Source organism: Streptomyces sp. NPDC057854 (genome assembly GCF_042797055.1).
Classification (GTDB): Bacteria; Actinomycetota; Actinomycetes; order Streptomycetales; family Streptomycetaceae; genus Streptomyces.
In genome coordinates, this window is sequence record NZ_JBHVMF010000003.1 from 199227 (window position 1) to 213206 (window position 13980).

General features: G+C 73.7%; 11 protein-coding genes. 6 read left to right on the plus strand and 5 right to left on the minus strand.

The features are described 5' to 3' along the window. Window positions 1–55: 55 nt before the first annotated feature. On the minus strand, window positions 56–1450 hold the full coding sequence (locus tag ACFVQZ_RS07170) for an MFS transporter (RefSeq protein ID WP_383620287.1): 1395 nt from the start codon (window positions 1448–1450) through the stop codon (window positions 56–58). 415 nt (window positions 1451–1865) lie between these two features. Here ACFVQZ_RS07170 and ACFVQZ_RS07175 point away from each other — a divergent pair, with 415 nt between their 5' ends. Further along, entirely contained in the window at window positions 1866–2801 is a 936-nt protein-coding gene (locus tag ACFVQZ_RS07175; protein WP_030497970.1) for a DUF3027 domain-containing protein, read from the plus strand. A gap of 101 nt (window positions 2802–2902) precedes the next feature. Then, window positions 2903–6028 carry a sacsin N-terminal ATP-binding-like domain-containing protein gene (locus ACFVQZ_RS07180; RefSeq protein ID WP_383620290.1) on the plus strand — a complete coding sequence of 1042 codons (3126 nt, stop codon included), beginning with the start codon at window positions 2903–2905 and terminating at the stop codon, window positions 6026–6028. 45 nt (window positions 6029–6073) lie between these two features. On the opposite strand, the gene ACFVQZ_RS07185 is transcribed toward ACFVQZ_RS07180, so the two are convergent. Continuing rightward, complete coding sequence (locus ACFVQZ_RS07185) at window positions 6074–8503, minus strand: HAD-IC family P-type ATPase (protein WP_030497972.1); 2430 nt, start codon at window positions 8501–8503, stop codon at window positions 6074–6076. A 142-nt stretch (window positions 8504–8645) separates the two neighbouring features. Next, a complete protein-coding gene (locus ACFVQZ_RS07190; RefSeq protein WP_030497973.1) occupies window positions 8646–8906 on the minus strand; it encodes a DUF2530 domain-containing protein in 261 nt (86 codons plus the stop codon). A 160-nt stretch (window positions 8907–9066) separates the two neighbouring features. Here ACFVQZ_RS07190 and ACFVQZ_RS07195 point away from each other — a divergent pair, with 160 nt between their 5' ends. Then, a complete protein-coding gene (locus ACFVQZ_RS07195) occupies window positions 9067–10518 on the plus strand; it encodes an NCS2 family permease (protein WP_383620294.1) in 1452 nt (483 codons plus the stop codon). Here ACFVQZ_RS07195 and ACFVQZ_RS07200 read toward each other — a convergent pair. Then, window positions 10488–10733: a hypothetical protein gene (locus ACFVQZ_RS07200; protein WP_030497975.1), complete on the minus strand. Its 246-nt coding sequence runs from the start codon at window positions 10731–10733 to the stop codon at window positions 10488–10490. The genes ACFVQZ_RS07195 and ACFVQZ_RS07200 overlap by 31 nt on opposite strands. 187 nt (window positions 10734–10920) lie before the next feature. Between ACFVQZ_RS07200 and ACFVQZ_RS07205 the strand changes: the two genes are divergently transcribed. The 3 genes from ACFVQZ_RS07205 (at window position 10921) to ACFVQZ_RS07215 (ending at window position 13403) form a co-directional block, all read left to right on the plus strand. Beyond that, on the plus strand, window positions 10921–11364 hold the full coding sequence (locus ACFVQZ_RS07205; protein WP_030497976.1) for a MarR family transcriptional regulator: 444 nt from the start codon (window positions 10921–10923) through the stop codon (window positions 11362–11364). 26 nt (window positions 11365–11390) lie between these two features. Further along, entirely contained in the window at window positions 11391–12749 is a 1359-nt protein-coding gene (locus ACFVQZ_RS07210; protein WP_030497977.1) for an MFS transporter, read from the plus strand. Between the two features lie 147 nt (window positions 12750–12896). Further along, window positions 12897–13403, plus strand: coding sequence for a lamin tail domain-containing protein (locus ACFVQZ_RS07215; RefSeq protein WP_383620296.1), 507 nt, complete (start codon window positions 12897–12899; stop codon window positions 13401–13403). Between the two features lie 4 nt (window positions 13404–13407). On the opposite strand, the gene ACFVQZ_RS07220 is transcribed toward ACFVQZ_RS07215, so the two are convergent. Beyond that, window positions 13408–13929: a GNAT family N-acetyltransferase gene (locus ACFVQZ_RS07220; protein ID WP_030497979.1), complete on the minus strand. Its 522-nt coding sequence runs from the start codon at window positions 13927–13929 to the stop codon at window positions 13408–13410. Between the last annotated feature and the right edge of the window lie 51 nt (window positions 13930–13980).

The following is a 13980-nucleotide window of genomic DNA, read 5'->3' on the forward strand; positions in this document are numbered from 1 at the left end:
CGCCGCTGCCACGCGGGGGTACGGCGTGCCGCGCCGGGGCCGGTACGCGGACGGGTCAGGCGACCTTCGCCCGCCGCGGCCGGTCCGGGGCGCCCGGACCGCGCGACGACAGCAGCCCCCGCACCGCCAGCAGCGCGCCGACCGCCAGGAACCCGGCCGCCGCCGCCATCCCCACCGTCCCGTTCAGCGGCATCGCGATCCCCAGCGCGCCGCCCACCACCCACGCCATCTGCAGCGCCGTCTCCGACCGGGCGAACGCCGAGGTCCGCACCACCTCCGGCACGTCCCGCTGGATCAGCGCGTCCAGCGACAGCTTCGACAGCGCCTGCGTCAGCCCCGCGACCGCGCCCAGCACCGCGACCATCACCCCGCCGAAGAACACCGCCGCGCACACCGCCGCCGCCAGCACCGTCGAGATCATCGACGCGATGATCACCTCCGGCCGGTGGCCCCGGTCCCGCAGCAGCGACCCCACCGCCGTCCCGCACGCGTTCCCCACCCCCGCCGCCACCCCGACGATCCCCAGCGACACCGCCGCCGACTGCCCCGACAGCGGGTGCTCCCGCAGCAGGAACGCCAGGAAGAAGATCAGGAACCCGGACAGCATCCGCTGCGCCGCGTTCGCCTGCAGCCCGTGCAGCACCGCCGGCCCCACCGTCCGCAGACTCGGCCGCTTCTCGCCGTGCGTCAGCAGGTGCGCCCGCCGCTCACCCTTCGCCGAGTCCACCTTGTGCGGCATCCGCACCGCCCAGAACGCCCCCAGCAGGAACAGCGCACACGCCCCGTACAGCGGACACCGGGGCCCCAGCATCTGGAGCCCCGCGCCGGCCGGCGCGGCCACCCCCGTCGCCAGCAGCCCCGCCAGCGTCACCCGCGAGTTCGCCTTCACCAGCGAGAAGCCCGCCGGCAGCAGCCGCGGCACCACCGCGCTGCGCACCACCCCGTACGCCTTCGACGCCACCAGCACCCCGAGCGCCGCCGGGTACAGCGCGAGACCCCCCGTCACCACCAGGCCCGACATCACCACCGCGAGGACCGCCCGGGCGCCCATCGCCGCCGCCATCGCCGCGCGCCGCCCGTGCGGCAGCCGGTCCAGCAGCGGGCCGACGACCGGCGCCAGCAGCGTGAACGGCGCCATCGTGATCGCCAGGTACAGCGCGACCCGGCCGCGGGCCTCGTCCGTCGGCACCGAGAAGAACACCGTCGACGCCAGCGCCACCGTGATCATCATGTCGCCGGCGCCGTTCACCGCGTGCAGCTCGATCAGCTTCCCGAGCCCCGACTCGCCCGCCCCGTGCGCGTGCGTCGCCCGCCGGATCCCCCGCGCCGTCCCCGTGAACGGCAGGTGCAGCGCACGCCCCACCGCCCGGCCCGCTCCGCGGAGCGGCCCGGGACGATCCTGGGAGCGACCGGAGGACCGTGCGGCAGCCACCACCTCATAGTGCCCCACCAGCCCCCCGCCCGAACCGAGCCCGCTGGCCCCCGGGGTGTCGGCCCCCGCGACCCCCGAGCCCCTCCCGCACCGCCCGGAACCCCTCGGAGCCCGCCGGGGACACGCCCGGCCGCGCCCCGGAACGGCCCCCGCCCCCGGGCCCGATCCGGATCACTTGGGGCGCGCAGGTGGGCCCAGGCCCGCGAACGGGGTAGCGTGCGTAGCGCGCCACCGGCGGTTCCCCTCGGCCGCGCGCCCCTTCGGCATCCCGCAGAATGGATGACGATAGGTGCGCCCGAGACGTGTGAGATACCGGCCGGGTGCGGACGTCGATGCGGCCCCCAGGTCCGCTCCGCCCGCCCCGCCCCCGGAGCCTCGCTCCCGGACCTCGGCCGGCGCACCCGTGAGACGGCGTAGGAGAGAAGCGATACCAGTGAGTGCTGCGACGACGCGAGACCGTACCCCGCGTACCCCGCGATCCAGCCGTACCCCGGCCCCGGACCGCCTCTGCGCCGAGGCCGTGGACCTCGCCCGCGAGGCCGCCGAGGAGGCCGCGGCGCCCGGCGTCGTCGGCGAGCACTCCGGCGTCCTCGCCGAGGGCGACCGGGTCGTCACGCACTTCTTCGAGTGCAAGGAGCCCGGCTACCGCGGCTGGCGCTGGGCCGTCACCGTCACCCGCGCCTCCCGCGCCAAGAACGTCACGCTCGACGAAACCGTCCTGCTGCCCGGCTCCGACGCCCTCCTCGCCCCCGAATGGGTGCCCTGGAGCGAGCGGCTGCGCCCCGGCGACCTCGGCCCCGGCGACCTCCTCCCCACCGAGCAGGACGACCCCCGCCTGGAGCCCGGCTACACCGGCGAGGACGCCCCGCCGCCGAACTCCGCCGTCTCCTCCGAGCTCGCCGACCACCTCGACGCGGAGGACGCGGAGGTCACCGACCGCACGCCCACCCGCGGCGCGATCGCCGCCGTCGCCGACGAACTCGGCATGGGCCGCGCCCGCGTCCTCTCCCGCCACGGCCTCCGGCTCGCCGCCGACCGCTGGGACGAGTCCTTCGGCCCCCGCACCCCGATGGCCCAGGCCGCCCCCGCCACCTGCCAGTCCTGCGCCTTCCTGATCCCGCTGGCCGGCTCGCTGCGCCAGTCCTTCGGCCTGTGCGCCAACGAGCTGTCCCCGGCCGACGGGCGCGTCGTCTCCCTCGCGTACGGCTGCGGAGGCCACTCGGAGGCCGCCGTCATGCCGACGCCGCCGCGCCCCGCCGAGCCGGTCCTCGACTCCACGGCCGTCGACGCCTTCCCGCTGCACCCGCCGGCCGACTCCGGCTCCGTCACCCCGCCCGACCCCGCCTCGGAAGACCTCGGCCACTCCTGACCCGCGCCGCGGGCCCGCGCCCCACGGCCCCGCACGGGCCGCCGGGCCCGCGCGGTAACTTCGCCGCAGCGAGGGAACCGCACAGCAGACTGGAGTCAAGCGTGAGCGTCACCGTCCGGACGACGACCGACGGAAGCGACCCCTTCGGCACCGCCCGGCTCCGCAGAGGCGTCCTGGACGCCTGGGCCGCCTCCCCGGCCCGCTTCCGCGAGGACGCGAACGCCGAGGAGGACCTCGCCCTCGGCGGGTACCGCGACCGGCTCGTCGTCGAACTCGCCCAGAACGCCGCCGACGCCGCCGCCCGCGCCGGCACCACCGGACGGCTCCGCCTCACCCTGCACCCGGCCGACGCCGACAGCCCCGCCGTGCTGGCCGCCGCCAACACCGGCGCCCCGCTGGACGCCGCCGGCGTCGCGTCGCTCGCCACGCTCCGCGCCTCCGCGAAGCGCGACGGCCAGGACGCGGCCACCGCCGTCGGCCGCTTCGGCGTCGGCTTCGCCGCCGTCCTCGCCGTCACCGACGAACCCGCCGTCCTCGGCCGGCACGGCGGCGTCCGCTGGTCCCTCCCCGAGGCCCGCGAACTCGCCGCCGACACCGCCCGCCACAGCCCCGGCCTCGGCGACGAACTGCGCCGCCGCGACGGCCATGTCCCCCTGCTGCGGCTGCCGCTGCCCGCCGAGGGCACCGCACCCGAGGGCTACGACACCGTCGTCGTCCTCCCGCTCCGCGACGCCGCCGCCCACAGCCTCGCCGAACGGCTCCTCGACACCGTCGACGACGCCCTGCTGCTCACCCTTCCCGGCCTCTCCGAGGTCGTCGTCGAGACCCCCGCCGGGGTCCGCACCCTGACCCGCACCGACGCCGACGGCCACGTCCGCGTCGAGGACTCCGCCGGCGACGCCCCGCACCGCTGGCGGACCGTCACCCACACCGGCCCGCTCGACCCCGCGCTCCTCGCCGACCGCCCCGTCGAGGAACGGCTCCGCCCGCACTGGTCGGTGACCTGGGCCGTCCCCGTCGACGACACCGGCGCCCCCCGCTACCCGCGCACCGCGCCCGTCGTCCACGCGCCGACGCCCACCGACGAACCCCTCGGCATCCCCGCCCTGCTCATCGCCTCCCTGCCGCTCGACCCGACCCGCCGGCACCCCGCGCCCGGGCCGCTGACCGACTTCCTGGTCCAGCGGGCCGCCGACGCGTACGCCGAACTCCTCGCCGACTGGCGGCCGGTGACGAGCGGGGCGCTCGACCTCGTCCCCGGCCCCCTCGGCAAGGGCCCGCTCGACGGGGCGCTGCGCGAGGCGATCCTGGACCGGCTGCCGCGCGTCGCGTTCCTCGCCCCCGCGGTCGCCACCGAGGACCTGCCGGCGCTCCGCCCCATCGAGGCGGAGGTCGTGGAGGGCGCCGGCGCGGACACCGTGGCCGTGCTCGCCGAGGTGTTCCCCGGGCTGCTCCCGGCGGGCCTGGAGCGCCGCCCGGAGCTGCGGACGCTCGGCGTCGGCCGGATGCCGCTGACGGAGGCGGTGGACCGGCTCGCGGGCGTCGAGCGGCCCCCGTCCTGGTGGCGGCGGCTCTACGACTCGCTCGCCGGCGTCGACCCGGAGCGGCTCACCGGCCTGCCGGTGCCGCTGGACTCCGGGCGGACGGTGATCGGCCCCCGGCAGGTGCTGCTGCCGCAGCGGGACACCCCGCCCCGGCTGGCCCGGCTCGGCCTGCTCGTCGCGCACCCGGAGGTCGTCCACCCGCTCCTGGAGAAGCTGGGCGCCCTGCCCGCCTCGCCCCGCGCCGTGCTGACGACCCCGCAGGTGCGGGCGGCGGTCGCGGCGTCCATCGACGCGGCGGACGGCTTCTGGACCCCGGACCAGCCGGAGCTGGACCCCGACGAGCTGGTGGAGACCGTCCTCGGGCTCGTCCGCGACGCGGATCTGGAGCCCGGCGACGAACCGTGGCTGGCCGCCCTCGCCCTCCCCGACGAGCACGGCGAACTCACCCCCGCGGGTGAACTCGTGCTGCGGGGCTCGGCGTTCGACTCCGTCATGCGGCAGGGCGAACTGGCCCACGTGGACGAGGAGCTGGCCGACCGCTGGGGCGAGGCGCCGCTCGCCGCCTGCGGCGTCCTCGCGAACTTCGCGCTGATCCGCGCCACCGACCTCGTCCTCGACCCCGACGACCTCGACCCCCGCGAGAGCGACTACCCGGAGCCGGACGACGCCGGCCTCCTGGACGCGGTCGACGTGTGGTGCGAGGACGTCCTGGACCGGCTGCCGGTGTCCGTGGTGCCGCCGGTGGCGACGGAGATCGTGGCGGTGCGGGACCTGGACCTGGTCGCCGACGACGCCTGGCCGCGGGCGCTCGCGCTGCTCGCCCGGCCGCCGCTGCGGGACGCCCTGATCCAGCCCGTACGGGTCCTCCTCCCGGACGGCACGACGCAGACGGTCCGCCCGTACACCGCCTGGTGGCTGCGGGACCACCCGGTCCTCGGCGGGCGCCGCCCCGCCGGACTGTGCGCGGCCGGCACCGACCCGCTCCTCGCCGGCCTGTACGAGACCGCCGACGCGACCGGCTTCGAGGACGAGCAGGTGCTGCGCGCCCTCGGCGTCCGCACGACGGTGGCGGCGCTGCTCGACGAGCCCGGCGGCGCGGCGGAGCTGCTGGCCCGGATGGCGGTCCCCGGCCGCGGCGTGACGGCGCCGCAGCTGCACGCCCTGTACACCGCGCTGGCCGATCTCGACCCGGACCAGGTCACTCTTCCGGATGAACTCCTGGCGGTGGTCGACGGCGAACCGGTGGTGGTCGACGCGACGGAGGCGCTGGTCGCCGACGCCCCCGACCTGCTGCCGCTGACCGCCGGCCTGCCGCTCCTCCCGGTCGCCCCGTCGCGGGCGGCGGACCTGGCGGAGCTGTTCCAGGTCCGGCGCCTGAGCGAGGCGGTCGAGGCGGAGGTGACGACGGAGGGCGAGGAGCACGAGGTCCCGGCCTCGGTGCACGCCCTGCTGGGCCCGGACACCCCCGCCACGTACGTCGAGCACGAGGAGCTGCGCGCGGGCGGCGTCGAGCTCGACTGGCGCCGCACCCCCGACGGCACGATCCACGCCGCCACCCTGGAGGGCGTGGCCGCCGCCCTGGCCTGGGCCACCCGCCAGTGGCCGCGCCGCTTCGAGGTGGCGGCCCTCCTGGAGGACCCGTCCCGTACGGCGGAGCTGGCCCGCGACCGCTGGTTCGACTAGGCCGTTTCTTTCGGATCAGGCCGGATCAGGCGGGATCTGGCCGGGTCAGGCGGGGAACCTGCGGTCCACCCACCGCCAGGCGGCCTCCAGCATCGCCGCGGCCACCGCGGCGATGCCGACGGCCGCCCACGGCATGGTCGTGCCGACGAGCTTCAGGGCGAAGAAGTCCTGGAGCCAGGGGACGACGAGGACCAGCAGGAAGGCGCCGCCCATCGTGGCGACGAGGGCGAGCCGCCACAGGGTGTAGGGGCGGGCGATGATCGCGAGCACCCACATCGACACCAGGAAGAGGGTGAGGGTGGCGGCGCTGGTCTCGGCGCCGAGGGCGTCCGCGCCGGTGTAGTGGTGGCGGGCGAGGAGGTACGTGGTGAAGGTGGCCGCCGCCGCGACGACACCGCCGGGGATCGCGTACCGCATGACCCGGCGGACGAAGTGCGGTTTCGCGCGCTCCTTGTTGGGGGCGAGGGCGAGGAAGAACGCGGGGACGCCGATGGTCAGGGTGGACAGCAGGGTGAGGTGCCGGGGCAGGAACGGGTACTCGATCTGGCTGGCGACCACCAGCAGGGCGAGGAGCACCGAGTAGACCGTCTTCGTGAGGAAGAGGGTCGCCACCCGGGTGATGTTGCCGATGACCCGGCGGCCCTCCGCGACCACCGACGGCAGGGTGGCGAAGGAGTTGTTCAGGAGCACGATCTGGGCGACGGCCCGGGTGGCCTCGGAGCCGGAGCCCATGGAGACGCCGATGTCGGCGTCCTTCAGCGCGAGGACGTCGTTGACGCCGTCGCCGGTCATGGCGACCGTGTGCCCGTGTGACTGGAGCGCGGCGACCATGTCCCGCTTCTGCTGCGGGGTGACCCGGCCGAAGACGGCGTTCTCGTCGAGGACCTTCGCCATCTCCTCCCGCTCGGCGGGCAGGGTGCGGGCGTCGACGGTGTGGTCGGCGCCGGGCAGGCCGAGCTTGCCGGCGACCGCGCCGACGGAGACGGCGTTGTCGCCGGAGATGACCTTGGCGGCGACGTTCTGGTCGGCGAAGTAGGCGAGCGTGTCGGAGGCGTCGGGCCGCAGCCGCTGTTCGAGGACGACGAGGGCGGTGGGCCGGGCGTCCTCGGCGACCCGCGGGGAGTCGAGCTCGTGGACGGTGCGGGCGAGCAGCAGGACCCGCAGGCCCTGCTCGTTCAGCCGGTCGGTCTCGGCGAGCGCGGGGTCGCCGGCCGGGAGGAGGACGTCGGGCGCGCCGAGCAGCCAGGTGGACTCCTCGCCGTCGCCCTCGCTGAAGGCGGCGCCGCTGTACTTGCGGGCCGACGAGAAGGGCAGCGACTCGACGCAGCGCCACTCCTCTGCGTCCGGGTAGGCGTCGATGATGGCCTGGAGGGAGGCGTTGGGGCGCGGGTCGGACTCGCCGAGGGCGCCGAGGACCTTGTGGACGTACGCCTCGTCGGAGCCGTTCAGCAGGCGGACCTCGGTGACGTCCATGCCGCCCTCGGTGAGGGTGCCGGTCTTGTCGAGGCAGACGACGTCGACCCGGGCCAGGCCCTCGATGGCGGGCAGCTCCTGCACCAGGCACTGCTTGCGGCCGAGCCGGATCACGCCGATCGCGAAGGCGACGGAGGTGAGGAGGACGAGCCCTTCGGGGATCATCGGGACGATGCCGCCGACGGTCCGGGCGAGCGAGTTCTTGAGGTCGTTGTCCTTGACGACGAGCTGGCTGATGATCAGGCCGATCGCGGTCGGGACCATCATCCACGTCACGTACTTGAGGATCGTGGAGATGCCGGAGCGCAGCTCGGAGTGGACGAGGGTGAAGCGGGACGCCTCCTCGGCGAGCTGGGCCGCGTACGCCTCCCGGCCGACCTTGGTGGCGGTGAAGGCGCCGCCGCCGGCGACGACGAACGAGCCGGACATGACGGGGTCGCCGGGGCGTTTGACGACGGGGTCGGCCTCGCCGGTGAGCAGGGACTCGTCGATCTCCATGCTGTCGGCCTCGGCGACGACGCCGTCGACGACGACCTTGTCGCCGGGGCCGAGCTCGATGAGGTCGCCGAGGACGATCTCGGAGGTGGAGACGGCGGTGGCGCGCCCGTCGCGGCGGACGGTGGGTTTCGCCTCGCCGATGACGGCGAGCCCGTCGAGGGTCTTCTTGGCGCGCAGCTCCTGGATGATGCCGATGCCGGTGTTGGCGACGATCACGAAGCCGAAGAGGCTGTCCTGGATCGGGGCGACGATCAGCATGATCACCCAGAGGACGCCGATGATCGCGTTGAAGCGGGTGAAGACGTTGGCCCGGACGATGTCGGCGGCGGAGCGGGAGCTGCGGACGGGGACGTCGTTGACCTCGCCGCGGGCGACCCGTTCGGCGACCTCGGCGGTGGTGAGGCCGGCGGCGCGGTGGACGACGGGCGGTTCGGCCTCCGCCAGGGTGTCGGGGGAGTCCCCGGTGCCGCCGCCGCCCGTGTCGATCCGCGCCTGCTGAGTCATGGTTCCGACGGTACGACCGGAATCGACCGTTCACCTGCCGGGAAGCGGCAAGATCCGACCGTGGGTGGACCGGAATCGTCCCGTGGTGGGACGGGACCCTGAGGGGCGTCGGGGGAGGCGCCCCGGGCCGCCCCGGGGCCGGTTACGCGCCCTGCTGGGCCGCCCGGTGCCGCTTGATCGCGGCGTCGCGCTTGCGCACGTACCAGATGCCGAGCAGGCCGAGGCCGCCGCCGGCCAGGCAGGTCCACACCCACCAGGTGAGGTCGCGGTCGGCGAACCAGCCGTAGAAGGGGACCTGGACCAGGAAGAGGACGAACCAGAGGATCGTGCCGCCGGTGATCGTTCCGACGACCGGGCCCTCCAGGGGCTCGGGTGCCTCGTGCTTCGGTGTCCACTTCGCCATGCGGCTCAGTCTAGGCGGCCCGATTCCGGGTCTACGCGCGGAGATGGACTCCCGCTCGTTCATGTGTTCATACTGAAACGGTTTGCCTATGGCGGGTTTCCTTCGTATGAACCGCCAAAAAGGACGTCAGGACCTCCTTCCCGATGAGGAACCCACCCCCATGAGCACCACGGCCGCCGCCAAGGCCCCCGCCCCCGAGCCTCAGGACCCCCAGGGATCCGCCGGGGCCCTCGACCGCTTCTTCAAGATCTCCGAGCGCGGCTCCACCGTCGCCCGCGAGGTCCGCGGCGGTTTCGCCACCTTCTTCGCGATGGCCTACATCATCGTGCTGAACCCGATCATCCTCGGCAGCGCCAAGGACATGTACGGGCACCAGCTCGACGGCGGCCAGCTCGTCACCGCCACCGTCCTGACGGCGGCGTTCTCCACGCTCCTCATGGGCGTCATCGGCAACGTGCCGATCGCGCTCGCCGCCGGCCTCGGCGTCAACACGGTCGTCGCCCTCCAGCTCGCCCCCCGGATGTCCTGGCCGGACGCCATGGGCATGGTCGTCCTCGCCGGCCTCGTCGTGATGCTGCTGGTCGCGACCGGCCTGCGCGAGCGCGTCATGAACGCCGTCCCGGTCGGCCTGCGCAAGGGCATCGCGATCGGCATCGGCCTCTTCATCATGCTGATCGGCCTCGTCGACTCGGGCTTCGTCTCCCGCATCCCCGACGCCGCGCACACCACCGTCCCGCTGCAGCTCGGCGCCGACGGGCACCTGGGCGGCTGGCCGGTCCTCGTCTTCGTCCTGGGCACCCTGCTCACCCTCGCCCTGATCATCCGCAAGGTGCCGGGCGCGATCCTCATCTCGATCGTCGTCATGACGATCGTGGCGATGGTGATCAACGCGGTCGCGACCGTCCCGTCCTGGGGCCTGACCACCCCGGAGTGGCCCGGCAACCCGGTCGCCACCCCGGACTTCGGCCTGGTCGGCCAGGTCAGCCTGTTCGGCGGCTTCGACAAGGTCGGCGTGCTGACCGGCGTCCTCTTCGTCTTCACCGTCCTGCTGTCGTGCTTCTTCGACGCCATGGGCACGATCCTCGGCGTCGGCGACGAGGCCAAGCTGATGGACGAGAAGGGCAACTTCCCGGGCATCAACAAGGTGCTGCTCGTCGACGGCCTCGCGGTCGCCTCCGGCGGCGCGACCTCCTCGTCGGCCACCACCTGCTTCGTGGAGTCCACGGCCGGCGTCGGCGAGGGCGCCCGCACCGGCCTCGCCTCGGTCGTCACCGGCGGCCTGTTCTCGGTGGCGCTGTTCCTCACGCCGCTCGCGACCATGGTGCCGTCGCAGGCGGCGACCCCCGCGCTGCTCGCGGTGGGCTTCCTGATCCTGGCCGGGTCGATCAAGGAGATCGACTGGAGCGACTTCACCATCGCGGTGCCGGCGTTCCTGGCCATGCTGATGATGCCGTTCACCTACTCGATCACGAACGGCATCGGCATCGGCTTCATCAGCTTCAGCGTGCTGCGGCTCGCGGCCGGCCGGGGCCGCGAGGTCCCGGTGGCCATGTACGTGGTGTCGGCGGTCTTCGTCTTCTACTACGCGATGCCGGCGCTGGGCCTGACCTGATCGCGCGGGGCGGCCCCGGCGCCGGGAGGCTCCGGATCCGCCCCGTAGAACCTCTCCGTCTCCTCGACGGCGGTCTTGAACCGCTCGTCGAAGTCCTCTCGAATGAGCGTCCGGACGACATAGTCCTGGACGCTCATTCCTCTTCTGGCGGCGTGACCCTTGAGCCGGTCGAGCAGCTCACTGTCGATGCGCAGGCTGAGCACTGTCGATCCCATGCCGTTCAGCGTCGGGGCTCCCGGGGCCCCTTTGCGTCACTTTCCGGATCCGACTCACTCGTTCGGGTGATGCAAACGGCACACCCGTGACCTGGGGCGACCCTGATCCGTACGCCTCCCGCGTGACACGCGCGACACCCGCGCATTCCATTGGTCCTTAGCGAGAGTAATGAGTTAGGCTAACTACATGCCTGACCTGTCCCACGGCACCGCCGACGACGCCGCGGCCGTGAACGCGCTCCGCTCGTCCGTCATGCGGCTGAGCCGGCGCCTCAAGCGCCAGCGCGTCGACGAGTCGCTGAGCCCGACCGAGATGTCGGTGCTCGGCACCCTGGCCCTCTGCGGCTCCGCCACCCCCGGTGAGCTGGCCCGCAAGGAGCACGTCCAGCCGCCGTCGATGACCCGCATCGTCGCCCTGCTCGAAGCCAAGGGACTGGTCCGGCTGGAGCCGCACCCCGACGACCGCCGGCAGAAGGTCGTCAGCCAGACCGAGCGGGCCGAGGCCATGCTCGAAGACGCCCGCCGCAAGCGGAACGCCTGGCTGGCCGCCCTCGCCGAGGGTCTGGACGAGGACGAGTGGGCCGTACTGCGCGCGGCCGCTCCCGTCCTGGAGAAGCTCGCCCACCTCTGAACCGAGCGCCAAGGAGGCGACGCACTTTGAGTACGGGACACGGAGCAGACTCCGCACCCGTCCACAAACCCACCCTCGACCCCCGCGGGCGCGAGAGGTCCCCCAGGGGAACCTTCTCCTCCCTCGCGATCCGGAACTACCGGCTCTTCTTCACCGGAGCGATCGTCTCCAACACCGGTACGTGGATGGCCCGGATCACCCAGGACTGGCTCGTCCTCAGCCTCACCGGCTCGGCCGCCGCCGTCGGCGTCACCACCGCCCTGCAGTTCCTGCCGATGCTCCTCTTCGGCCTGTACGGCGGCGTCATCGCCGACCGCTACCCGAAGCGGCGCCTGCTCCTCGTCAGCCAGGCCGCCCTCGGCCTGTGCGGCCTCGCCCTCGCCGTCCTCACCCTCTCCGGACACGTCCAGGTCTGGCACGTCTACCTGATCGCCTTCCTCCTCGGCATGGTGACCGTCGTCGACAACCCGGCCCGGCAGTCCTTCGTCTCCGAGATGGTCGGCCCCGACCGGCTCCGCAACGCCGTCTCGCTGAATTCGGCCAACTTCCAGTCCGCCCGGCTCGTCGGCCCCGCCGTCGCCGGCGTCCTCATCGCCGGGGTCGGCAGCGGCTGGGCCTTCCTCATCAACGGCCTCTCCTTCCTCGCGCCGCTGACCGCCCTCTGGCTGATGCGCCCGAGCGAGCTCCACAAGGTGGAGCGCGCCCCGCGCGGCAAGGGCCAGCTCCGCGAGGGCCTGCGGTACGTCTCCGGGCGCCCCGACCTGATCTGGCCGATCGTCCTCGTCGGCTTCATCGGCACCTTCGGGTTCAACTTCCCGATCTGGCTGACCGCCTTCTCCGAGGAGGTCTTCCACGTCGGCGCCGGCACCTACGGCTTCCTCAACACCCTGATGGCGGCCGGCTCCCTCGCGGGCGCCCTGCTCGCGGCCCGGCGCGGCTCGACCCGGCTGCGGATGCTGGTGATCGCCGCGGGCGTCTTCGGCGCCCTGGAGATCGCGGCGGCGTTCTCGCCGTCGTTCTGGCTGTTCGCGCTGCTGCTGGTGCCCATCGGCATGATCGGCCTCACGGTCAACATCACCGCCAACTCGGCCGTCCAGATGGCGACCGACCCGGTCATGCGCGGCCGGGTGATGAGCCTCTACATGATGGTCTTCGCGGGCGGCACCCCGATCGGCGCGCCGCTGCTCGGCTGGGTCACCGACACGTACGGCGCCCGCGCCGGCTTCGCCACCGGCGGCCTGGTCTCGCTCGCCGCGGCGGCCGTCATCGGCCTGATCCTGGCCCGGATCGGCAACCTGAAGCTGGCGATGGCCTGGCGCCGCGGCCACCCGAGCCTCCGCTTCGTCCCGCGCGCCGCCCCGGAGCGCCTGGCCACGGCGGCCTGACCCGCACCGTTCCGCCGGAGGGCGGGGCACGAGCCCACCCGGCTCCGCCCCGCCCTCCGGCGTCTCGATATGAACGTCCGGGTCCGCCGGTGTGGAGATCCTGTGTATGTTGAGCCGTCAATCACAGGCACCACCAGGGGGGTTCCCTTGCGCAAGCGCTCCACCCGTCCGGTCATAGCCGCGGCCCTCGCCGCCGGCGCGCTGACCGGCGCCCTCGTCGCCACCCCGGCCCAGGCCGCCGAGTACTCCTCGGCCCTGAAGATCGCCGGCGTCCAGTACGACGCCCCGGGCCGCGACAGCAACAGCTGCACGACCGGCAACACCAAGGCCGAGTACGTGACGATCAAGAACTTCTCGCGGACCACCCGGGTGAACCTCAAGGGGTACGTCGTCAAGGACGCGGTCGGCAACAGCTACACCTTCCGCGTCAACCACTACCTGGAGCCCGGCGACCACGTGAAGCTGCGCGGCGGCAAGGGCACCGAGTCCGACGCGAACAACGTGGCCTACCGCCAGAACTGCAACTTCATCTGGAACAACGACAAGGACACGATCAAGCTGATCAAGCCGGGCGGCGCCTACGCCGACACGCACTCCTACACCAAGAGCGCGAACGACCGCGACGGCAACGGCTACATCACGTTCCACAGCTGAGACGTCAGGGCGACACCCGCATCTCCAGGACCTGCCCCGGCCACGCGTCGACCGTGAACGGATCGGTGCGGGTGAAGCCCTGCCGCTCGTAGTATGCGACGAGCCGCCCCTCGCCGCCCGCGAAGCAGTCCACGCGGAGCAGCGAGACGCCCGCGCGGCGGGTCTCCTCCGCCGCGTGGGCGAGCAGCGCCGCGCCCACCCCGAGGCCGTGGAACCGCCCGTCGGTGGCGAGGTAGCGCACGTACCGCTCCGGCTCGCCGGCCGGCGGCACGTACGTCCCGGGGTGCGGGGTCAGCGTCATCGTCCCGGCCGGGACGCCGTCCACCTCCGCGATCCACGGCTCGCCCTCGCCCAGCACCCGCCCGACGTGCTCCACCGTCGCCGGGCGGGAGGTGAAGGGCGTGGTGCCCCACTGGGCGGTGATCCCGCGGCCGTTGAGCCAGACGACGGCGCTGTCGAGTATCGCGAGGACGGCCGGCAGATCCGCCGGCCCCCCGCGCCTGATCCTGATCGCGTGGGTCTCCATCCGGCGAGGCTAGCCGAGCCCCGGAGCGGCCCGGTCAGTGCTCCGGCCCGG